This is a genomic window from Paenibacillus nicotianae, assembly GCF_042681745.1.
Lineage (GTDB): Bacteria > Bacillota > Bacilli > Paenibacillales > Paenibacillaceae > Saccharibacillus > Saccharibacillus nicotianae.
In genome coordinates, this window is sequence record NZ_JBHUGF010000011.1 from 141545 (window position 1) to 163342 (window position 21798).

Consider the following 21798-nt stretch of genomic DNA (forward strand, 5'->3'; position numbering starts at 1 on the left):
GATTTATCATTATAATCAGTATATAAATGATTTATATGTAATATTAATTTACATATGTTTAGTTGGTTGTTTAGTGCGATCTATTTATTAAGGGGGAATGGGTATGAAATTATCAATGCAATGGAAGCAAAAATGGTGTATCTCAATGTTGACGGCGGTCTTGTTAATGCCTGTTATGAGTTATTCGGTATCAGCGGCAACAGAAACGACTACAACGTCTCCAACAGCAGTAGCGCAGACTGCTTTGCCTAATATCAAAATTCTTGCTACAGGCGGGACTATTGCAGGTTCTTCAGAATCCAATACCGATGTAACCGGATATAAAGCAGGAGCGTTGGGTATTGATGTATTAATCAATGCTGTACCTGAAATGAAAAAAGTAGCCGATATCAGTGGTGAGCAAATTGCGAATGTTGGTAGCCCTGATATAGATAATGCGGTTTTGCTCAAATTAGCCAATCGGATTAATGAGTTACTTTCTTCGGATGATGTCGATGGAATTGTAGTCACTCATGGTACAGATACTTTGGAAGAAACAGCATACTTTCTAGATTTGGTTGTCAAAAGCGATAAGCCTGTAGTTGTGGTAGGAGCAATGCGCCCAGCAACAGCGATCAGTGCAGACGGTTCATTTAACTTATACAATGCTGTCAAAATTGCGAGTAACCCTGAATCTACTGGCAAAGGCGTAATGATTGCACTCAATGATCGGATTGGCGCAGCACGCTATATTACCAAAACCAATACCACAGGAACAGATACATTCAAATCAGTAGAACAAGGTTATCTCGGTGTCGTATCCGGTGATAAAGTATATTTTTATAATCAATCAACACGCAAGCATACAGCAAATACTGTGTTTGATGTCAAAGGATTAACTGAATTGCCACAGGTTGATATTTTATACGAATATCAAAATAACGGCAGTTATCTATATGATGCGGCAGTCGCTTCAGGAGCGAAAGGTATCGTAGTAGCAGGAAGCGGTAATGGATCGTTATCTAGCCGTTCCAGCGAAGGGGCGGCTAGAGCAGTTGATCAAGGAGTAACAGTAGTGCGTTCTACACGTACAGGTAGTGGTGTAGTCACTCCGTTAGATTCTGATGCTGAAATTGGAACATTGTATGCTGATTCACTCAATCCGCAAAAAGCTCGCATTTTATTGATGTTAGCTCTGACTCAGACGAAAGATCCTGCAACTATTCAAAGCTACTTTGAAGCGTATTAAGCGTAGAGATGTAGTTAGAATCGTACAGCTTGTCCAAAGTCATCTGTATGGATAACAACAGTAACGATCTCACTACTATACAAATACAAAAAGAATCGATACCGATCATCAAGCTAGACGGTATCGATTCTTTTTTGTGTGTGAGTTAAAGATAGTTATACTTATTGAATCTTATATATCGTTATACATTTAGATAAAAATACCTAACCATATCGCGGTAATCATCGCAATTAATAATAATTTTTTCTCACAGGCAGTCACTTGTTCGGCATCTTGTATATCTGTTTTGACAATCAAAAAGATCGATAATATCGCAATCACTGCTACACCTATCGCAGCCCATAATCGATCTGTCCCTAACCAAAATGCACATAATCCGATCAAAATGAGATATACGATCGCAGGAAGTGAGCTATACTTGGGACCAAACATAGCAACCGACCAGACTACACTTGTCCGCTTTACAGGAGAAGCTTGCTGATCAGCTTGTAGATCAGGAATATGATGGATCATCACCCAGGCGATACAGTAGAGAGCATTAATGACTGCATTTTGCACTGCCCATTCTGGAAAATCGCCTAACATGATCCATACGCCTGCTAATCCTAAGAAAAAGGCTGATGGAAATGTACTTAACCATTCGCCTGCCAGTGGAATATAACTGAATCGTAACGGTGGCATCGAATAAGAAGCCGCTCCCCACACACCAATCACCAGCAGTAACGCTAACGGATAATATCCGAACACAGCGAGCACGCCGGCAACCACCAATAATCCGATCGCAAGTCCATATCCGATCCATTTGAGTGTCTGTGGAGCGATACGACCTTCTTGAATTACCCGGCTTCCTCCAGATAAATAAGCAGGGCTATGTTGATCGGTACCTGACAAATAATCGGTATAGTCATTCAGTGCATGAGTTAAAGCGCCATGAATAATAAAACATCCGACTAGCAATAATAACGAGACCGCACTCAATATCCCTTTCGGCAAATCGTAATAAGCGAAGAGTGGAAATACACCTGAGAAGATAATGACCACACTGGAAGTAATCACAGCAATCGGTCGCAATAACCGGAGAGTATTTTTCAAAAGCAACATAGCCGAAGGATTCAAGCAGTTAGCCCCTTTCATAGATAAAAGATGATATGTATTCAGTAATATGCTTTGCTTCTTGGTCTATTACCCGTATTGAAACGAATTGGACGCATAAATATTCAATTTGAAATGATCATATGTATAGGTCATCTGCACGTTATTTCAAATGGTACATAAACTGTTGCAGGAGTGCGGTGATTTTATCTGTATTCTATTCATAATAGGGATAGCTATACACAAGAAGTGTCTATTATTGTGCAGATTATTCGACAATAAAGGGACTCAAAAACAGTATAGATTTGTCGGTTATTGTTGTATCGTTATCACAAGGGAGGCAACACAAAGATGATTTTAGATGAACGAAGTGCTGGCATCTTACAATTACTTCAACAGTCATCTGCATTAACGATGGTCGAGTTGGAAACTCATATGGAGCTTACCCGAAGACAATTGCAATACAGTATTAACAAAATAAATGATTGGTTAGTACATCATAATTACTCGGCGATCTCGTATGATCGGCAAGTGGGTTACTACTTAACCGATGTGATACGAGCAGAAGATGTACCTGTAAAATTAACCAAACGTTCTTATCTCTTTTCAGAAGGAGATCGGGAAAAAGTATTCGGACTGCTGTTGCTATTAAGTAGCGAATCGTTGTCTGTGTATCATTTTCAGTCGATCGCCAGTGTTTCTCGTAATACAGTGCTCAAAGATTTGCAACGACTCAAGTTGAAATTACAACCGTACAAGCTGTCGATCGAATATTCGAAAAAAGATGGATATGTGATCAAAGGAAGCAACCATCGCAAACGCCATTTGATCGAAGAATGGTTACCTGAAGTGCTCCATAGCCCTAGCCATTTGTTAATTATTCAATGTATCTGGGAAGAGCATACAGAACAGTTGGAACAGATTCGTCAACAATTGGAAAAGATTGAGCATCAACTGGCAATTAGCTTTGCCGATGAGCGTCTGCAAGAACTGACGTATTTGATGTTATGTACCGATCAATTGATCGGCAAAGGTGATACTTTGCCTGTACAGCAAAGTTGGGAAGAGTTAACAGGCACACAAGAATACCAACTGGTGAAGGACATGGTTCAATCGTCTGCTTTTGAACAGCAGTGGAGTCAAAATGAATGTCTGTATGCGACACTGCATTTGCTCAGTATGAACCGCACGCGGGATATCTCACCACTACAGGAAGATAAAGTGATTCAGCAATTAATTCGTGAGATTGTATCTGAATTTGAACGCTGGGCATGTGTTAGTCTGCAAGATCAAGAACTGTTATATCAGCAATTATATGTTCATTTACGTCCTGCTTATTACCGCATGTTGTATGGAATCTCTTTAATCAATCAGATGACCGAGCGGATTCAGAAAGTCTATCCTGAACTGCATCATTTAACACACAAAGCATTGATTCCACTGGAAAAAAGTATCGGGGTCAAAGTGCCTGAAGATGAAGCCGCTTACTTTACGATTCATTTTGGCGGATGGTTGCGTAGACAGGGAACAATACTGGATGATCGCAAGCGAGCGATTGTAGTCTGTGCGAACGGGATAGGAATCAGTCATATTCTGATGTATACGCTTCGTGAAATGTTTCCAGACATTCTGTTTTTGGATGCTTTATCTGTACGAGATATGGCGAATTATACGCTAAGATACGATCTGGTTTTTTCAACCGTTCATCTTAGAACATCTGCGCCATTGTTTGTAGTTCCGCCTATTATGGAGATTCCAGATAAACAAAAGCTACGACAACAAGTGATGCAAGAATTATACGGATATACGATAGAAAAAGTAGATACCGCTTCACTGCTCAAAGTGATTGGTCAGCACGCTACGATTTTGCAACCGGAAGAGTTAGAAAAAGCATTACAAGCACACATTTATACCTATACGCATAGAACAAATAAGCATTCCCTAGAGGGGGCAGAGAAACCTGTGCTGGAACAATTGATTACCGAAAAAACGATAACTTTCCAGTCCCATGTCAGCGATTGGAAAGAAGCGATTGCTGTAGCCTCTCAGCCACTATTAGAGATGGGTACGATCGAAGAAGAGTATATTGAAGCAATGATACAATCAATCGAACAAAATGGGCCGTATGTGGTGATTACACCGGGAGTGGCGATTCCTCATGCTCGTCCAGATCAAGGGGTACGCTCGTTATCGATGAGCTTTTTGCGATTAGAAGAAGCTGTTTATTTTGCACCGGATAAGCCGGTACGTCTGATTATTATTTTGGCGGCGGCAGATCGTTCGTCTCATTTGCGAGCACTGGTGCAATTAACGCATTTACTAGGTGAGCCATCTAATATCGAAGATATTTTGAACAGCTCTGATAAAAAGGTACTCATGCAATATATTCATCACTATTCTAAGGAGGAAACAGAATGAAAATTATGGTCGTATGTGGAAATGGATTGGGAAGCAGTTTTATTATGGAGATCAATATCAAGAAAGCTTTAACAGAAATGGGCAAAGTAGCAGATGTGGATCATACCGATCTATCGTCAGCTAAGTCCGAGCAAGCCGATATCTTTATTGGTGCAGCAGATATTATGGCACAACTTAGCGATGGGGGTCGTACAGTCGTATCACTAGAGAATATGATGAGTATCCCTGAAATTAAATCCAAATTAGAACCGCTTCTAGCTTGATCTGAGGGAAGAAGGTAGAGCCGATATGATGAATTTAATAATGAATGATATTCTAGGCACACCGTCGATACTGGTTGGATTGTTTGCGCTTATCGGACTGCTTTTACAGCGCAAGCCGATTGCTACCGTCGTCTCCGGTACACTCAAAACGATTATGGGTTTTGTTATTATTGGAGCAGGTGCAACCGTATTAACAGGTGCGTTAGATATCTTTGGCAAAATGTTTACGCATGCTTTTCAAGTGCCCGGTATTATTCCGACCAATGAAGCGATCGTTGCGGCGGCGCAAAGTCAATTTGGTGCTTCTACTGCTCTGATTATGGTATTCGGGATGATCGTCAATATTATACTGGCACGTCTAACACCGCTTAAATACATTTTCTTAACCGGGCATCATACGCTATTTATGGCTTGTCTGATTGCTGTATCATTAACAGTTGGCGGTATGAGCGGTGCACCACTGGTCATTGTAGGGTCGATCATTTTGGGATTATGTATGGTTGTTTTCCCGGCGATTTTACAGCCGTATGTACGCCAGATTACAGGTAGTGATGATTTTGCTGTCGGGCATTTTGGTTCAATCGGTTACTTTGTCTCTGCGACGATTGGGAAATGGTTTGGAAATAAAGAAAAAACGACCGAGCAGATTAAAGTTCCGCAATCGTTAGGATTTTTGCGAGATACTTCTGTAGCAGTCTCGCTTACAATGTCGATTTTCTTTATCATCGTAGCGTTGTTTGCAGGGCAAGAGTATATCCAGACTGAATTATCTAACGGTTCTAACTTTATTGTGTTTTCTCTGATTCAAGCGATTACATTTGCCGCAGGGGTATATATTATTCTTGCCGGTGTACGGATGTTGATTGCAGAGATTGTCCCTGCATTTAAAGGGATTGCGGAGAAATGGGCTCCGAACACGAAGCCTGCACTGGATTGTCCGACAGTGTTCCCTTTTGCACCCAATGCAGTGATTATCGGCTTTCTATTTAGCTTTCTCGCAGGATTATTATCGATGTTTATTTTACCAGCAGTCGGCTTGAAAGTGATCATTCCGGGATTGGTTCCTCACTTTTTTACCGGAGCGGCGGCAGGGGTATTCGGTAATGCCACAGGTGGACGGCGTGGAGCGATGATCGGTGCTTTTGCGAATGGATTATTGATTAGTTTCTTACCGGCAATATTGCTAATCTTCCTAACACAGTTCGGATTCGGTGGTTCGACCTTTGGCGATACCGACTTTGGCGCTGTAGGAATTCTGATTATGGGTCTGATGAAGATTTTCGGAGCGGCATAACGCAGACTTTGGATACAGTTATATAGAAAAAGAGAAAAGGTAAAGAATGCTTAAAAGCGTTCTTTACCTTTTTTAGTATAACGTGTATTCATACATAAGCTGTACAAGCAAAATGCTACTTGTTATTGATTCCAAATCAGCAAAGCTGATTCTGCATTTAATTCGAAGGTGGAGCTAACCAGACTGTTCCTGTACCACGATACACGTTCACTAATCCTTCGCCAGATGCCATCGAACCCATTTTGGTTTTGCCTGATTTCTCGACAGTAAAGTTCAGTGTATTCGACCACATCATCGCAAAGTTACCGTCGACTTTCAGCACATCATTTTGCAATTCTATAACAACAGCTTCTTCAGCAGGAACAGGTGCTTCCAGAGCAATAACGCCTTTACCACTAGCACTCATATTAAATAATCCTTCACCACCAAGTACAGCAGAAGAGAAGTTACTACGTGCGACAACGCCGATTTTGAGTGTCGTCTCACAAGCCAAAAACAATCCATCATCCATCACAATTTCATCGTTATCAACATCAATTAACCAGATATATTTGTAAGTCGGTTCTAATAGAATCGTACCTGTTCCATTATAAAGTGGTTTGATCGAGCCAGTACCTGTAGCGGCGCCACTTAGAAAACCACGAACAGCTCCACCTGCACCTTTGACACCTGTGGTCATTTCCATATTACCAACGGTATACTGCATCGCTCCTGCACGCATCATAATTTCGCTGTTGTTAATCTCGATCATTAACTGTTTGCGGTGCATATTGCTTTTGGACATATAATATTGGGCTGTCGCTTCACCCACCGAGGTACAACTAAGGTCTTTGATATATTCCAATACAGTAAAACTACCCACTTTGTCTTTGATCACTGTATTGCTGTTGTCGGTAAGATTGTTAATCGTAAACGCCATATGTAACGCCTCCTAATCATGTAGTAAAGGGATAGCTTTATTTTAACGAAATATAGAGCAATAAGGAAATGATAGTTAGTCCCGAATAAAAATTTGTAGAACTTCCAAGTCTATGGCAAAATATAAGCATAAACAGGTTGTCAAATGAACCGAACGAATGGAGAAATGAAAAGATGTCAAGCTTGCCCAATTGCCCTAAATGTCATTCTGAATATACATATGAAGATGGTGATATGTTAATCTGCCCGGAATGTGCGTATGAATGGAATCCAAATGCTGAAGCTGAACAAGCTAATGAGGAAAAAGTCGTTAAAGACGCTAACGGCAATATTTTACAAGATGGCGATTCGATCACCATTATCAAAGATTTGAAAGTCAAAGGGAGTTCTTCTACACTCAAAATCGGTACCAAAGTCAAAAATATCCGTCTGGTCGATGGCGATCATGATATTGACTGCAAAATTGACGGTTTTGGTGCGATGAAATTGAAGTCTGAATTTGTGAAAAAGATTTAATGATCTGTTCTTTGAATAAGTCTATACAATAGCGATATAACTGGGATCAAGCTAAGCATTGTGCTTAGCTTTTTTCGTATTATTTTTATGAGTGATATTGAAAATAGTCAGTTCACACATTTGAAGGAGGAATATCATATGACATCATTCACATTCCCTACCGATTATTATCAAGAGTGTACCTATCTTCAAGACTCTCAACAGCTAGAAAAGACTTTGCAAGAAGTACTAGCCATCGAAATAAATTCAATCTCTGAACTAGAAGCATGGTTACAGACAGAACAATATATCTACGATGAAATTACCGAAGCGATGACAGGTCATCAAATTGACTTTTTATGTGATATGACCAATCTATCCAAGCAACAGCAATATGAATATGATCAGCAAGTCGTTCAACCTCTCCTTACTACATATTATGCTTTATTTGATCAAAAAATATGTGACCATCCGTTAACCTCACAATTAAATGATTCTAAATATGGGCTTATGCGACGCGTACGTCAGACTCAATTACAATTATTTTGTACTGAAAATATTCCATTAGTCATACAAGAACAAGAGCACATTACTGCTTACCGACAATTAATAGGTCATCTAACAGTAGAATGGGAAGGAGAAATGAAGCCTTATGCATTTGCTCAAGCCCAAGTTGATCATGGTGATCGGACGATACGTGAACAAGCATGGCGTGCGATTCAACAAGCATTCCAGCAGATCGAACCACAGATCCATATCATAATGGATCAACTGATTCAATTACGTCATCAAATTGCTATTAATGCAGGTTTTGCTAACTATCGAGATTATATATTTGTATACAAAAATCGTGAATACCGTATTCAGGATTGTCTGGATTATCAGCAATCTGTTGCGACCTACCTTGTACCTGCATGGGATCGTTTGGCTAAAGTATTGCAACAACAGTTGGCTATCGAGTCCTATCGACCATGGGATATTGGATTGTGCGCTATGCAGGGAGCCCCTTTTGAAGATCAAGATCAATGGTTAGATCGTGTAGAGCAAATGCTAAGTGAGACGGACACCTATTTTGGAGAACGATTTCAACATATGCGAGCCAAAGGATTGTTGGATGTCGATAACAGACAAGGGAAAAGCGCAGGAGCATTTTGTGATCCATTACCACGTAGTCAAGAATCTTTTATTTTCTCAAATTTTAGTCCTTCTTTTGTAGCGTTGATCGCTTTAATTCATGAGGTAGGTCATGCTATTCATAATTATCTGAAACTTGAAAGTGAAGAGAGCATGCAACTTTATCACCATCGTGAAGAAATTGCTGAGTTGTATTCACATAGTATGGAGTTATTATTATTGGACAAGTTAAGTATTGCTTATGCCGATGAGCAAGAATGTAGACATGCACAACGTGAATTATTGCATCGAGCAATGATGATGTTAATCAAGCCTTTATCGAGCGACCAATTCCAACACTGGATGTACACTCATCCTAATCATACGCATGCTGAACGACAAGCCGAATATTTGCGTATTTGTCAGAGCTACATCTATCATCCTGTAGATATACAAGGTCTAGAATCAGAAATTAGTATAGGTTGGATGAGTAGTGCACATTATATTGCATATCCTTTTTACAATATCGAGTATGCGATGGCTCAACTAGGAGCACTACAGCTACTAGATAAGTACCAACAAAATCCATCACAAGCTATAAGTGAATATAAACAAGGAGCTCGGAGCAACCCTAATCAATCGATCTCACAAATATATAAACAAACAGGTGTACAATTTGATTTCTCTAGTACTAGCTTGCAACAAACAGCAGAAATGATTGAGCGCCTTTTAAAATAAAAAAATCAATGCCTGAATTTCGGCGATGAACATACAGTCGGGGAATTATAATAAACGTATCCACTTCTCGTAAAGGAGCATCTCTATGATCTCGCCTGAATACCAGCAAGAGTATTACCAAGCATTACTTGAGAAAAAGACAGAATACGAAGGTTTATTTTATGTCGGTGTCAAAACGACAGGTGTATTTTGTCGTCCTACCTGCCCGGCACGTAAGCCTAAATTTGAAAATTGTGAGTTTTATGCGACCGCGCAACAAGCTTTGCTTGCTTCCTATCGCCCATGCCAGCGTTGTCGCCCCTTGTCCCATCCGAATCATGTATCTGATGTGGTGCGTTTACTGGTGGAAGCAGTCGAAAAAGAACCGGAAAAGCGCTGGCGCGAAGAAGATTTCCGTCAGTTATCAGTAGATGAATCAACCGCTCGGCGACAATTTAAAAAGCGCTTTGGTATGACGTTTGTCGAATATGCGCGTGCTCGTCGTATGGGATTAGCACTCAAGCATATTCGTTCCGGGCAGACAGTGATTGATACACAGTTGTCCACCGGATATGAATCAAGTAGTGGATTTCGAGATGCTTTTGCAAAAATTATGGGCGCAGCACCAACGTTATTGACAGAAGATCGAGTACTTAAAGCATCCTGGATCGATACGGCACTCGGGCCAATGATTGCGATCTCCAGCGAAGAAGCATTGTATTTATTAGAATTTGTAGATCGCAGAGGATTGGAACGTGAAGTCGAACGATTACGGTTCAAAACAAAATCGGCGATTATCCCAGGCGTGACTGAACCGATTCGCTTGATCGAGCAAGAGTTGAATGAGTATTTTGCAGGAAAGCGAACTACATTTACAACACCTGTAGCATTATTAGGTTCTCCTTTTCAGCAACAGGTATGGGAACAATTAAAACAGATTCCAGCAGGACAAACTCGTTCTTATGCTCAGATAGCGATAGCGCTCGGCAAACCGTCTGCTTTTCGCGCGGTTGCTCAAGCCAATGGAGCGAATCAATTAGCCATTATGATCCCCTGTCACCGCGTGATTAATTCCAATGGAGAATTGGGTGGCTATGGCGGTGGACTTACTCGCAAAACATGGTTATTACAACACGAACAAGCTCCACTACTATAAGCTCAATTCGAAAAACAATAAACCAACCTATAAGGAGAATCTATGATATGACGACTCAAATACAGCAAGCACAAGTGTTACACGATCTACATGTGAAAGGAAATCCATTGGTATTAGTGAATATCTGGGATGCAGGTAGTGCAGCAGTTATCGAACATACAGGCGCTAAAGTGATTGCAACAGGTAGTTGGTCAGTCGCTACAGCGCATGGTTATGAAGATGGACAAGCTTTTCCGTTTACAGACGTGATCGAAAATCTCAAACAGATCAAGCAAAAAGTACAGTTGCCGATCACGATTGATATCGAAGGCGGGTATGGTCATACTCCTGAACAAGTCTTTCAATCGGTACAAATGATTATCGAAGCAGGGGCTGTAGGCATCAATATTGAAGATCAGATTATCGGAGAACAACGATTATATTCGGTAGAAGAGCAATGTGCACGTATCGCCGCAGCTCGTCAAGCGGCTGATCAGTTAGGGATTCCTTTGTTTATCAATGCACGTACCGATATTTTTTTGCAAGCTGATCCGTTATCTTCTGCTTCTGTTCAGAAGGAGCATGCAGATCATGCTTTAACACGCGCTAAAGCGTATGCTCGTGCAGGCGCTAATGGATTTTTTGTACCTGGATTGAGCGATCCAACTTGTATTCAAATGTTATGTACTCATTCTCCGCTACCGATCAATATTATGCTGACTACAGACACCCCTTCAGTATCAGAATTATCTGCATGGGGAGTATCCCGGATTAGTTATGGCCCTTCCCCTTATCAGCAAGTGATGAATACGTTACAACAAATAGGTCAGGACGCATTAATGAGTTGATGATAGCTTTTTTATTCTGCTTTTTATCTATATTTGTTATAAAAGACTTGATATTCCTCTAAAAAAGGTTCAATATAAAGATATTACTTGTAAAGTTAGTAAATAACAAATTTATAGCGATATAGATAAAAATAAATAGAATAAGAAAGCAGGGAATTTTTCGATGGAAATAGGCATAAGCACCTTTGTAGAAACTTCGCCAGATGTACAGACCGGTGAAGTGATGAGTCATGCACAACGTATTCGTGAAGTCGTTGAAGAGATTGTACTCGCTGATCAAGTGGGATTGGATGTATATGGAGTAGGAGAACATCATCGGGAAGATTATGCGGCATCTTCACCAGCAGTGATTTTAGCAGCAGCGGCTTCGCAAACCGAGCGTATTCGTTTATCCAGTGCGGTTACAGTGCTATCTTCGGCTGATCCTGTACGTGTTTTTCAAGATTTTGCAACATTAGATGGTATCTCTAATGGACGGGCTGAGATTATGGCAGGACGTGGTTCTTTTATCGAATCCTTCCCGTTATTCGGTTATGATCTGGATGATTACAATGAATTATTTGATGAGAAATTAGATTTGCTGTTGAAAATTAGAGCTTCTGAAAAAGTAAGCTGGCAAGGGCAACACCGCGCAGCTATTCATAATCTAGGCGTCTATCCGCGCCCTGTACAAGAATTATTACCCGTATGGATCGGTAGCGGAGGCAATACAGAATCTGTGATTCGTGCAGGTATGTTAGGCTTACCGTTGGTGTTAGCGATTATTGGTGGACAACCAGCGCAATTTGCTCCACTGGTTGAGCTGTATTACAAAGCGGCGGCTCATGCAGGACATGATGCTTCAACTCTGTCTGTAGCTTGTCATTCTCATGGCTTTATAGCAGATACGACTGAACTTGCAGTAGAGCAATTTTTCCCTTCTACTCAACAAAGTATGAATAAGCTAGGTAGAGAACGTGGTTGGGGTCCTTATACACGCAATAGTTTTGATGCTGCTCGTAGTGAGCAAGGAGCATTGTATGTAGGCGATCCAGAGACAGTTGCTCGCAAAATTATTAATTTGCGCAAGCAAGTCGGAATTACACGATTCTTTTTACATGCTCCTGTTGGTACAATGCCACATGATCAAGTCATGCATGGGATTGAATTGTTAGGAAAAGAAGTAGCACCACTGGTTCGGGCAGAAGTAGCCGAGTGGGAAGCTAATCAATAATAGATCCAAACCAAACCTTCAAAGTCATAAGCATGCTTTCGTTTGCTTATGATCTTGAAGGTTTTTTGCTATAGATCATGCAAGTAGATAGGTATAATTGATAAAGAATTGAGAAAAAAATCACAAGCTGTTTCTGGGTATCTTCAGCGGTTAATGTTATAATAAGTAGAAGTATGTTATATAAAGAAGTCATAGTGAGTATCTATATTCTATTTCACTTGTAGAAGTATGGTACTTTCTGTTGAGATAGCTTACAATAACAAGATGTTTGCAATCGAACGAAAGTTATCTATTGCCAAAACACAATATAGGAGTGGTCATTTGAAAAAGCAAAAACCAATGTCAATGGAAGATTTGTTAAAAGATTTGCAAGGGCAAAAAGAAGCACAAGGTGAAGGCTATGTATCTTTAGATATGTTGTTTAATCGCGGATTTATGAGCAAATATTCTAGTCTGGATAGCTTTGCTGAATTTTTGAAAAAAGGTAATTTCCAAGCAGATACGCTAGAGGAAATTCAAAATGTCGAAGGCGAGTTATTTGATCGCCATGTCAATCGCGAAACAAATTTCAGCGATTGGAAATCGATGTTAGACAAAGCTAACGAAGAATATACGCATAAGAAATAAGCCTAAAGAGCAACGATATCGATATCGCTGCTCTTTTTTTATTTGCCTGTATATTGAGCCATTTTATCATTATGATCTTGGAGAGAAAGCTCAAAGTTATCGAGATTACCGATATCTGTTGTAGCTCCGCCACCATGCTTGGCATACAACACCAACCAATACATAATCGGATACTGGCGAAGTGGACGACGCTTCGGTCCAATCATTACATCTGCAATCTGTTCATAATCGCTCCAACGATCTGCAATATTAGGTGTAATCTTGCGGTGAGGCTTACCACCTGGAATATATTCGCATATCTTTTCAGGGCGAAGTCGTTCTTTCCATGTTCCATAAAATGTATGCGAACTTCCATGAGTACGACAAATAAAAGGACGTACCGGATAGACGCGACAAGTTCCTTTTTCAGCATCCAGTAATGGACAAGCAAAACTATTGCGTGTAGCGTAATGACGGATCGCATTTAATTCGTCATCGGTGCTGGTAGGATGTGCTAAAGAAGCATACATCGGCGGATTTTCTACGCGAAAAGTCTCCCAGTCTTTGGCGGCTTTGGCAAAAGCATCTTTGATATCAGAAGTGCTCCAATTGCGCTCCATATAGACCAATAACAATTCAAATTCCACCTGCGAAATAGGTACATAATCCGAACAACAAGCACTGCAACCTGCTGAACAAGGAGGTTGTAGCACACTTGTTGCGCGGTAATCGTCAATCGTATGATCGATATCTTGATACAAATAGTAAAGATGAGCAGCCCGGCTATCTGGCTCGGCTGTTTTATGACAATGTTTAAGCTTTTGCCCGCTTCCACAAAAGCATAGCTGATTTCGAGAGAATGAGTAAGACATTATATCGGACACAGACCAAGTCACGTCCTTTCCTGTTGCTAACGTGCTATATACCTATAGACTATTATATCGCTAATTGCTCGGGAAGTTCTATGTTGCTGGCGAATAACAATAAACATGAATTGATATCCCATTATTGCTATGCTATCGTAAAGCATATATTGAGGTGAAACAGATGGCATATGATGCACCATTAACAAAAGAGCAAATTTTAGATGCGGCAGAGCAAGCGTTACGTCGGTACGGACCTGACAAAACATCGGTCGTCGATGTCGCCCGCGCGTTAAAAGTCAGTCATGGCACGATTTATCGTCATTTTGCGAGCAAAGCAGCGCTACGAGAATCCGTCACAGAGCGTTGGTTACAACAAATTTCGCTCCCTTTACAGCATATCGTTCAAGATCATCATCATTCTGCAACAGAGCGTTTACGCCAATGGTTAGAGACGCTTGCACAGACTAAGCGAAAATATGCTGTTGAAGATCCAGAAATGTTCCAAATGTATACGGTGGTTACAATGGAAGCTTTGCCTTCTATAGTGAATCATGTTGATTTGCTAGTGGATCAAGTATCTCTTATTATTCAGCAAGGGATAGAAGATAACGAATTTAAGCAGGGTCAACCTGAGCAAATAGCCAGAACATTAATAATAGCGACTTCTTATTTTCATCATCCTGCTCATGCTTATCAATGGAACGATCCGGCAGTTGACCAGCAATTTGAACAAGTCTGGCATATGGTCTTAGCCAGTATTCAAGCTCATTCCTTATAGACGTATTATTCCTAAAACACATTTTTTGCTTAGCAGAGAGTGTGTTTTTTGTTATGTATATAAATCAATAAATGAAGATGAATGACAAATATCAAAAAATGTCACTTGATTATTTAGAAGGAGTTATTTATAATCAACACATCAAATCTATAGATCGTACAATACGCTAAGGAGGTTTATTCGATGGAAACAATGTTAGCAGGTAAAGTGGCTTTAGTTACAGGAGCATCCCGAGGAATCGGTCGTGAGATTGCGCAGCAGTTAGCGGCTCATGGCGCTAAAGTGATTGTGAACTATACAAGTAGCCCTGACAAAGCAACAGAAGTGGTGGAAGCGATCAAGCAAGCAGGCGGTGAAGCTACAGCCGTTCAAGCTGATATCAGTCGTATCACAGAACTTGAACAATTATTTCAGACGACTTTATCGACATACGGCAAATTAGATATTCTGGTCAATAATGCAGGTGTAATGAAAACCCAATCGATCACAGAAGTAACCGAAGAGGACTTTGAGCAACAGTTTGGGATCAATGTCAAAGGAACATTTTTTGCATGTCAGCAAGCGGCTCTGCATATGGAGCCTAACGGTCGTATTATTAACTTTTCAACATCAGTTGTAGGTCAGATGTTCCCTGGTTATAGCGTCTATGCAGGAACCAAAGGTGCAGTAGAGCAATTCACCCGTCAACTCGCCAAAGAGTTTGGTAAAAAAGGAATTACGATCAATGCAGTTGCTCCAGGGCCTGTTAATACCGAATTGTTCACAGTAGGCAAAACCGAGCAACAGATCGAAGGGCTTCGCAATATGAATTCATTTGGACGCTTGGGTGAACCGGATGATATTGCAGGAGTTGTATTATTTCTAGCAAGTGAATCTTCCAAATGGGTCACAGGTCAGACGTTACGTGCCAATGGTGGATTTATCTAATCTTTATAAAAAGCGATAAAAATAACTACACTCCTTCAGAAGATGGTACGATAGATAAAATAATATTTTTGCGCGTTACGCTATCGATGGAGGGTTTTTTTATGGAATCATCACAACAGAACAAAAATGCCTGGAACAACGGCACATATCAATCATGGGTAAATCGCTTTGGTACCCCGGAAGAAGCGGCGGAGAAAATCAAACAAGATCCGCAAAAACGGATCGGTACAGCATTTAAACATATGGAAGACCATATACAAGGCAAGAAAATTATAAATTTACTCGGTTCTAATGGTAACAAAGCAGTCGCTTTAGCATTGCTCGGAGCTGAACTGACTATCGTAGACTTCTCTGCTGAAAATGAGCAATACGCTCAAGATTTAGCGCATGCAGCAGGGGTTCCTTTGCAATATATCGTGTCAGATGTGCTTCAGCTGCCTTTACATGAGCTGGCTCATCAATACGATATTGTATTTATGGAATTTGGCATTTTGCATTATTTTACCGATCTACAGCCTTTATTCCATGTAGTGTCTAGCTTACTTAGAGCAGGTGGTCAATTGGTATTACAAGATTTCCACCCGATCTCGACCAAGCTGATTACTTCAAAAGGCACAACAGCTAATATTCGCAAGCATAAAGTAACAGGAGATTACTTTGATACTTCATTAACAGAAAAAGCAGTCTCTTATTCCAAATATGCTGAATCCGATCAACAGATAAAAGACGAGCAAAAAGTATATCTACGCCAGTGGACGATAGGTGAGATTGTTACGGCTGTAGCTACATCCGGTCTAATGATTAAAGTACTGGAAGAATTGCCGAATCAATCGTCAGAAGTATTTGATAAAGGGATTCCCAAAACATTTACAATCGTGGCACAGCAGTTACATGTGTAATCCAGATGTAGATTAAATACAATAAATAAAGCCACTCCTATGCGGGAGTGGCTGTTTAGTATTTTACTGATATCTCACTTATAGGTATAAGATTAGAAGTGCGATATATGATGATCAATGATTGGAATCGGACAATACTTTGGTTTGTTTCCATACCTCATGAGCTTGCTGTACACGATGCCAGAGCTCGTCTTTTTCCAACGTGTTATATCGGATCAATTCTTCACCAAATATATCATGTAACAGATTCAACCAGTCTTGTTTATTGACGATCTCGGTATATTGAACACCGGTAGCATCGATTGTTTTGAGCATACAGCCACGCAATTCATGACTGACTGATTCGTCACGCTGACGCAAAATAAACACATCCCACCATGGTGATTGCGGGGAGCGGCTATAAAATTCATGATTGTTTTTAAATGGTTCGAGATCAGAAACTGCCTGATGATGAATATCAACACCGACAATAGAAGCACGAGCATCATGTTCTAATCGCCATCCTTGAGGATCAATACTTGAAGCAGTCACTTTATACTGAAAAGGCGATTGAGAATAAGTATCTTTGATGAGAGGCAGTGGAGTATAGGGCATATCTCCAAGACCAACATCAATAATCCATGGTTGTGTTATGCCTTCATTATTATCCAGATGAACAGTCAAGCCTAGATGAAAAGAATTGATACATGGTTCTGTACCCAAAGGTTGTACACCTGCCCGATGCAAAAACACTTGATAACCGAGAGAACGTAACAATGTACTAAACGCTCCATTGAGATGAAAGCAATAACCGCTACGCCCACTTATCAGTAGTGCAATAGATTGCTCTATGTCTATACTGGTCGGATGCCCTGCAAAAATATCGACTGTTTGCCACGAAAAGCGGCGAACATGGGCTTGATGCAATTGAAATAAATACTCTAATGTAGGCGGCTGAATCTCTTTCACGCCTAGTTGCTTCAGATAGCTTTGTATTTCTATTGTAGATAATGTATACATGCATACGCACCTCGATTATATTAAATGTATTGTGATAATCATGATAAGATTAGGACAAGTATTATAATATGTAGTATACGAGAATCATCTGTACGTGGTACCTGCCAAATTAGCCAACTGTAGCGGTACAGATCAAAACGTTGGCATCATACATAATCTAAAGGAGTACAACCATGAGCGATTTATTTACTTTTGAGCAATTTCCGCAGTTAGAGACATCGCGCTTTGTATTAAGACAAGCGCAACATGCAGATGCAGACGATCTATATCAATTGTATGCAGATCAAGCAGTAGTACAGTATATGTCTTTTATCCCGTTCACGTCGGTAGACGAAGCGCTGGATGAGATGAAATGGTATAAACGTATTTTTGCAGAACAATCTGGATTACGCTGGATGATTGAAGATCGCGAGACCAGCAAAGTGATAGGAACCTGTGGATTTCTAGCTTATGAACAAGAGCATCATCGCACAGAATTAGGATATGATCTATCTTCTGCATACTGGGGCAAAGGCATTATGAAAGAAGTGGCTTCTTGTATTATTCAGTTTGGATTTGAACAGATGAAGTTGAATAAGATTGAAGCTAAAATTGAGCCGGATAATCAAGCTTCGATTCGTCTGGTAGAGAAGTTAGGATTTGTCCAAGAAGGTCTGCTACGACAACATGAGTATGAACATGGGGCATATGTAGATCTTGCGATTTTTGCTTTATTACAAAGTGAGTATACAGCAGAGATCCTAAAATAAGGAGACATTATGAAAATAGATCGATTACTTGCGATCACTGTATTGTTATTGAATCGCCAACGAATCAGTGCCAAAGAATTGGCGACACGTTTTGAAGTATCTACCAAAACGATTTATCGAGATATTGATACGCTTAGCCAAGCAGGTATTCCGATTGTGGCTCATCAGGGCACAACGGGTGGATTTGAGATTATGGAACAGTATACGATAGCTCGTCAGTTTTTGACACTGAGTGAGATCGATGCGATGATCTCTGCGGTAAAAGGAATGACGACTGTTTTTGATGATCAGATGTTTGCTACATTACTCGATAAAGTGCAAGCATTACTGCGTCCAAACGATCGATTGCAGACTACAATACAAAGTGGAGGGATTGTATTTGATTTTAATCCCTGGGGACAGAATCCGGCGACACGCGATAAAGTAAATCTACTACGTGAAGCAATCACTAATACGTATCAGGTGAATTTGCATTATCTCAATACCAACGGAATTGAAAGTGAACGAGCTGTCGAGCCGTCTGCTTTGATATTAAAAGGCTATGTATGGTATTTGCATGCGTACTGCACATTGCGAGAAGATTTTCGGTTGTTCCGATTGTCTCGTATTCTGAAATTGGATTGTACTTCGCATACATTTAAGCGGCGTGATATTCCAGATTGGGATCAATATCAATGGAATACGGGAACGAATGAAGAACAGCGACAAGACGTACGATTACGATTCAGCCCTCAAGTACGCCATCGTTTAAGTGATATATTTGACCCTGCTTGGATAACGGTTCAACCGGATGGAGATATAGATGTTCAAGGCGCTTTTATTATAGATGATTGGTTTTACAGTATGTTACTCGGCTTTGGAGATCAGGTACAGATACAATCTCCGGCTACACTTATTCCAGAATTAATAGAGCGTGCGCAAAAAATAATCGACTGCTATTCTAACTAGACAGACAGTTGTCTATATTCCTTCTGTATACTTTGAAGAAAAGAACAGAAAGAGGGATGATTGATGAATACAGTAGTGACACCAACGATTGTGCAGTTACCTGCTTTTGTGATAAAAGGGATCGGTACAAGAACAACCAACGCAGATGAATTAGGAGTCAGTAATGCTCGTTTGCCGCAATTGTGGGCATCTTATCTGCATCAAAAAGATCAACATCCTGATCGATCTTCTAGTGATGCTCCGACATATGCACTGTATACTGATTACGAAAGTGATGCGAACGGAGCGTATACTGTTGTGATTGGACAGCAAGCAGAAGATCAAGCGCATGCTCCAAGATCGGGACAACAATTAGAGATCACTGTGCCTGCTAGTCGGTATATGGTATTTACTACATCCAAAGGGCCTGTATTTGAGACGGTTGCTCAGGCATGGGGCATGATCTGGAATTATTTCGAACATGCTTCTGAAATGCGAACGTATACAGGAGATTTTGAAGTATATGAATCTACAGCCAATCCCGAACAAGCTGAAGTGAAGATTTATATTGCAATTCAATAAGGTGATTTATATAAAAAAACCGTCTATACCACAATCAGGTGATATAGACGGTTTTTATATTTTCAATTTACGTTGACGTTTACTGCGATACATTGCTTTGTCTGCATAATTGAGTAGCGTATCTACATCGCTACCATCTTGTGGATAGATACTAACACCGCAACTCATCGGAATCGATAGTGTATCATTACCATATCTCAATTCAGTATGAGCAAATAAGGCGTTCAATTGATTAACAATTTTCTGGACTTGAATCTCATGATCAACAGGATGGATAAATAATACAAATTCATCGCCTCCAAGACGTGCCGCCATACCTGTAGAGCCTACTAATTGTTGAATTAGCTTGGCGGTATGTTGAAGCATCTCATCACCTGCTTGATGCCCGTATCGATCATTGGTTTCTTTGAAATAATCCAGATCAATCAGAATAATTGCAAGTTGTTCTTGCTGTTGCTCGGCTTGTACAATCGACTTTTCTAATTCTTGATAAAAGTAACGGCGATTCGGCAATTCAGTCAGTGGATCATGATAAGCGAGAAAAGCAATCTGACGTTGCTGTTCTTTTTTGATCGTAATATCACGCATAATCAGAATAACATGATCTTCATGCTCTACGAATACATAGTCACCCTTGACCAGAATATCAATCCATTGTTCACCATTCCATACTTTGGTTTCCATATCAATAATGCCTTGTTTTGCCTGTAATTTAGAAGCTAAATCTTCACTTGCTAGCGTATTCAAATTAGCATCGTCCAAATCAACAAAAGAAAATAATTGTCTGGCACTGGGATTTGCTTCTTTAATAGTTCCTGATATATTAGCCAACAGGATCGCCGCTGGATTCATATCAAATAATTTTTTGTAACGATGATGATCAAAGTTTAGAAATTCATACTTTTTCATAGCAACTTGTAATGTAAAGCACCAAATCAATCCACCATACAGGTATGGATAAGGTGGTAAGTATTCACCAAACTGGAAATAACCAAAAAAAGCGATCCAGCTTAACGAAATACTCATACCCCATCGTAATATACGATAGATAGCTTGATGTTCCGATGAGCGATTTAAAGCTTGATAACGGGAAAGAAAAATTAGTGAAGCGACACTGATTAGAATACTTGCAGTAAGAGCGGCATAATAAGAAGTATTGTATACAGGCAATTTCCAGATGCCTGCCATAACGAATTCTTGTGAAGAAATATACTTCGAATTGTTCAGGATACTTACCGGAATAATCAGGAGAGGAAGATAAAAAATATACGGATACAACCATTTGGGCATTTTGCGATAAGCCCCGGATAGCTTGATAATAAAATGAAAACTCAGACTCGGTAATACAATACCTACATTAGCGAACCACAAAGCAGCCAGAGCAGAACTGTATTCAAGCGGTAATTGGTAGCGAACATACTCTTCTAAAAAAAGTAAAAAATAACAACCAATCGCGATACTTACCAGACGATGTTCTACTTTTTTGGGATTGCGTAATAATACATTAATACCCATATAGAAAAAGAATAGCATAGGTAAAACATAAAGAGCTATCGGGATCAGTGACTCCAGCACATTCAAGCGTATATTTCTCCTTTCCAATAGAATACATACTCAGCCTTTAGTGCATGCCCCTATATATATCTATTATTACGTTACGATAGAATAACAGATACTACGTATAATATCGTCATTATGCAATAAAAAATAAACAGAAAAAAAGCTGACGAT

At 40.1% G+C, this 21798-nt stretch carries 21 protein-coding genes; 16 read left to right on the forward strand and 5 right to left on the reverse strand.

What is annotated here, in order from left to right; all coding sequences use genetic code 11:
• Positions 1-145: 145 nt before the first annotated feature.
• A complete protein-coding gene (locus tag ACFSGI_RS19375; protein ID WP_379284425.1) occupies positions 146-1228 on the forward strand; it encodes a type II asparaginase in 1083 nt (360 codons plus the stop codon).
• Positions 1229-1417: 189 nt separating this feature from the next.
• Here the strand turns inward: ACFSGI_RS19375 and ACFSGI_RS19380 are convergent, their stop codons facing one another.
• A complete protein-coding gene (locus ACFSGI_RS19380; RefSeq protein ID WP_379284120.1) occupies positions 1418-2362 on the reverse strand; it encodes a prenyltransferase in 945 nt (314 codons plus the stop codon).
• 309 nt (positions 2363-2671) lie between these two features.
• Between ACFSGI_RS19380 and ACFSGI_RS19385 the strand changes: the two genes are divergently transcribed.
• From ACFSGI_RS19385 to ACFSGI_RS19395, 3 genes are read left to right on the forward strand one after another with little or no spacing between them, the layout of a single operon-like run.
• Positions 2672-4738 carry a BglG family transcription antiterminator gene (locus ACFSGI_RS19385; protein ID WP_204825857.1) on the forward strand — a complete coding sequence of 689 codons (2067 nt, stop codon included), beginning with the start codon at positions 2672-2674 and terminating at the stop codon, positions 4736-4738.
• The gene (locus ACFSGI_RS19390) at positions 4735-5001 is read left to right on the forward strand and encodes a PTS sugar transporter subunit IIB (RefSeq protein WP_069326492.1); all 267 of its coding nucleotides are present in this window, start codon (positions 4735-4737) and stop codon (positions 4999-5001) included. Before ACFSGI_RS19385 ends, ACFSGI_RS19390 begins: the two co-directional genes overlap by 4 nt.
• Positions 5002-5026: 25 nt before the next feature.
• Positions 5027-6295 carry a PTS ascorbate transporter subunit IIC gene (locus ACFSGI_RS19395; RefSeq protein ID WP_204825858.1) on the forward strand — a complete coding sequence of 423 codons (1269 nt, stop codon included), beginning with the start codon at positions 5027-5029 and terminating at the stop codon, positions 6293-6295.
• Between the two features lie 157 nt (positions 6296-6452).
• Here ACFSGI_RS19395 and ACFSGI_RS19400 read toward each other — a convergent pair whose 3' ends face one another.
• On the reverse strand, positions 6453-7214 hold the full coding sequence (locus ACFSGI_RS19400; protein ID WP_069326494.1) for an AIM24 family protein: 762 nt from the start codon (positions 7212-7214) through the stop codon (positions 6453-6455).
• Between the two features lie 173 nt (positions 7215-7387).
• On the opposite strand from ACFSGI_RS19400, the gene ACFSGI_RS19405 reads away from it, so the two are divergent.
• The 6 genes from ACFSGI_RS19405 (at position 7388) to ACFSGI_RS19430 (ending at position 13361) form a co-directional block, all read left to right on the forward strand.
• A complete protein-coding gene (locus ACFSGI_RS19405; protein ID WP_204825859.1) occupies positions 7388-7729 on the forward strand; it encodes a zinc ribbon domain-containing protein YjdM in 342 nt (113 codons plus the stop codon).
• A gap of 138 nt (positions 7730-7867) precedes the next feature.
• Positions 7868-9559 carry a M3 family oligoendopeptidase gene (locus tag ACFSGI_RS19410; RefSeq protein WP_204825860.1) on the forward strand — a complete coding sequence of 564 codons (1692 nt, stop codon included), beginning with the start codon at positions 7868-7870 and terminating at the stop codon, positions 9557-9559.
• 85 nt (positions 9560-9644) lie between these two features.
• On the forward strand, positions 9645-10694 hold the full coding sequence (locus ACFSGI_RS19415) for a bifunctional transcriptional activator/DNA repair enzyme AdaA (protein ID WP_204825861.1): 1050 nt from the start codon (positions 9645-9647) through the stop codon (positions 10692-10694).
• A 47-nt stretch (positions 10695-10741) separates the two neighbouring features.
• Positions 10742-11521 (forward strand): isocitrate lyase/PEP mutase family protein, encoded by a 780-nt coding sequence (locus ACFSGI_RS19420; protein ID WP_204825862.1) that lies wholly within the window; start codon positions 10742-10744, stop codon positions 11519-11521.
• Positions 11522-11684: 163 nt separating this feature from the next.
• The gene (locus ACFSGI_RS19425; RefSeq protein ID WP_204825863.1) at positions 11685-12734 is read left to right on the forward strand and encodes an LLM class flavin-dependent oxidoreductase; all 1050 of its coding nucleotides are present in this window, start codon (positions 11685-11687) and stop codon (positions 12732-12734) included.
• Between the two features lie 339 nt (positions 12735-13073).
• Entirely contained in the window at positions 13074-13361 is a 288-nt protein-coding gene (locus ACFSGI_RS19430) for a hypothetical protein (protein ID WP_204826301.1), read from the forward strand.
• A gap of 38 nt (positions 13362-13399) precedes the next feature.
• Here the strand turns inward: ACFSGI_RS19430 and ACFSGI_RS19435 are convergent, their stop codons facing one another.
• A complete protein-coding gene (locus ACFSGI_RS19435) occupies positions 13400-14212 on the reverse strand; it encodes a YkgJ family cysteine cluster protein (RefSeq protein WP_204826302.1) in 813 nt (270 codons plus the stop codon).
• 175 nt (positions 14213-14387) lie between these two features.
• On the opposite strand from ACFSGI_RS19435, the gene ACFSGI_RS19440 reads away from it, so the two are divergent.
• From ACFSGI_RS19440 to ACFSGI_RS19450, 3 genes are all read left to right on the forward strand, one after another.
• Positions 14388-14984, forward strand: a complete 597-nt coding sequence (locus ACFSGI_RS19440) for a TetR/AcrR family transcriptional regulator (protein WP_204825864.1) — start codon at positions 14388-14390, stop codon at positions 14982-14984.
• A 183-nt stretch (positions 14985-15167) separates the two neighbouring features.
• Positions 15168-15911 carry an SDR family oxidoreductase gene (locus ACFSGI_RS19445; RefSeq protein ID WP_204825865.1) on the forward strand — a complete coding sequence of 248 codons (744 nt, stop codon included), beginning with the start codon at positions 15168-15170 and terminating at the stop codon, positions 15909-15911.
• 101 nt (positions 15912-16012) lie between these two features.
• A complete protein-coding gene (locus tag ACFSGI_RS19450) occupies positions 16013-16810 on the forward strand; it encodes a class I SAM-dependent methyltransferase (protein ID WP_204825866.1) in 798 nt (265 codons plus the stop codon).
• Between the two features lie 114 nt (positions 16811-16924).
• Here ACFSGI_RS19450 and ACFSGI_RS19455 read toward each other — a convergent pair whose 3' ends face one another.
• On the reverse strand, positions 16925-17809 hold the full coding sequence (locus tag ACFSGI_RS19455) for an arylamine N-acetyltransferase family protein (protein WP_204825867.1): 885 nt from the start codon (positions 17807-17809) through the stop codon (positions 16925-16927).
• Positions 17810-17982: 173 nt separating this feature from the next.
• On the opposite strand from ACFSGI_RS19455, the gene ACFSGI_RS19460 reads away from it, so the two are divergent.
• The 3 genes from ACFSGI_RS19460 (at position 17983) to ACFSGI_RS19470 (ending at position 20067) form a co-directional block, all read left to right on the forward strand.
• Complete coding sequence (locus ACFSGI_RS19460) at positions 17983-18558, forward strand: GNAT family N-acetyltransferase (protein WP_204825868.1); 576 nt, start codon at positions 17983-17985, stop codon at positions 18556-18558.
• A gap of 9 nt (positions 18559-18567) precedes the next feature.
• Positions 18568-19506, forward strand: coding sequence for a helix-turn-helix transcriptional regulator (locus ACFSGI_RS19465; RefSeq protein ID WP_204825869.1), 939 nt, complete (start codon positions 18568-18570; stop codon positions 19504-19506).
• A gap of 63 nt (positions 19507-19569) precedes the next feature.
• Positions 19570-20067, forward strand: a complete 498-nt coding sequence (locus ACFSGI_RS19470) for a GyrI-like domain-containing protein (protein WP_204825870.1) — start codon at positions 19570-19572, stop codon at positions 20065-20067.
• A gap of 54 nt (positions 20068-20121) precedes the next feature.
• On the opposite strand, the gene ACFSGI_RS19475 is transcribed toward ACFSGI_RS19470, so the two are convergent.
• Positions 20122-21642: a diguanylate cyclase domain-containing protein gene (locus tag ACFSGI_RS19475; protein WP_379284427.1), complete on the reverse strand. Its 1521-nt coding sequence runs from the start codon at positions 21640-21642 to the stop codon at positions 20122-20124.
• Positions 21643-21798: the final 156 nt, after the last annotated feature.

Excerpts from the sequence above, each read along its gene's own strand:
- ACFSGI_RS19380 (WP_379284120.1), bottom strand. The coding sequence starts at position 2,362 with ATGAAAGGGGCTAACTGCTTGAATCCTTCGGCTATGTTGCTTTTGAAA.
- ACFSGI_RS19465 (WP_204825869.1), top strand. The coding sequence starts at position 18,568 with ATGAAAATAGATCGATTACTTGCGATCACTGTATTGTTATTGAATCGC.
- ACFSGI_RS19425 (WP_204825863.1), top strand. The coding sequence starts at position 11,685 with ATGGAAATAGGCATAAGCACCTTTGTAGAAACTTCGCCAGATGTACAG.
- ACFSGI_RS19455 (WP_204825867.1), bottom strand. The coding sequence starts at position 17,809 with ATGTATACATTATCTACAATAGAAATACAAAGCTATCTGAAGCAACTA.
- ACFSGI_RS19435 (WP_204826302.1), bottom strand. The coding sequence starts at position 14,212 with ATGTCTTACTCATTCTCTCGAAATCAGCTATGCTTTTGTGGAAGCGGG.
- ACFSGI_RS19405 (WP_204825859.1), top strand. The coding sequence starts at position 7,388 with ATGTCAAGCTTGCCCAATTGCCCTAAATGTCATTCTGAATATACATAT.
- ACFSGI_RS19400 (WP_069326494.1), bottom strand. The coding sequence starts at position 7,214 with ATGGCGTTTACGATTAACAATCTTACCGACAACAGCAATACAGTGATC.
- ACFSGI_RS19410 (WP_204825860.1), top strand. The coding sequence starts at position 7,868 with ATGACATCATTCACATTCCCTACCGATTATTATCAAGAGTGTACCTAT.
- ACFSGI_RS19445 (WP_204825865.1), top strand. The coding sequence starts at position 15,168 with ATGGAAACAATGTTAGCAGGTAAAGTGGCTTTAGTTACAGGAGCATCC.
- ACFSGI_RS19395 (WP_204825858.1), top strand. The coding sequence starts at position 5,027 with ATGATGAATTTAATAATGAATGATATTCTAGGCACACCGTCGATACTG.
- ACFSGI_RS19420 (WP_204825862.1), top strand. The coding sequence starts at position 10,742 with ATGACGACTCAAATACAGCAAGCACAAGTGTTACACGATCTACATGTG.
- ACFSGI_RS19385 (WP_204825857.1), top strand. The coding sequence starts at position 2,672 with ATGATTTTAGATGAACGAAGTGCTGGCATCTTACAATTACTTCAACAG.
- ACFSGI_RS19450 (WP_204825866.1), top strand. The coding sequence starts at position 16,013 with ATGGAATCATCACAACAGAACAAAAATGCCTGGAACAACGGCACATAT.
- ACFSGI_RS19470 (WP_204825870.1), top strand. The coding sequence starts at position 19,570 with ATGAATACAGTAGTGACACCAACGATTGTGCAGTTACCTGCTTTTGTG.
- ACFSGI_RS19415 (WP_204825861.1), top strand. The coding sequence starts at position 9,645 with ATGATCTCGCCTGAATACCAGCAAGAGTATTACCAAGCATTACTTGAG.
- ACFSGI_RS19430 (WP_204826301.1), top strand. The coding sequence starts at position 13,074 with ATGTCAATGGAAGATTTGTTAAAAGATTTGCAAGGGCAAAAAGAAGCA.
- ACFSGI_RS19460 (WP_204825868.1), top strand. The coding sequence starts at position 17,983 with ATGAGCGATTTATTTACTTTTGAGCAATTTCCGCAGTTAGAGACATCG.
- ACFSGI_RS19390 (WP_069326492.1), top strand. The coding sequence starts at position 4,735 with ATGAAAATTATGGTCGTATGTGGAAATGGATTGGGAAGCAGTTTTATT.
- ACFSGI_RS19375 (WP_379284425.1), top strand. The coding sequence starts at position 146 with ATGTTGACGGCGGTCTTGTTAATGCCTGTTATGAGTTATTCGGTATCA.
- ACFSGI_RS19440 (WP_204825864.1), top strand. The coding sequence starts at position 14,388 with ATGGCATATGATGCACCATTAACAAAAGAGCAAATTTTAGATGCGGCA.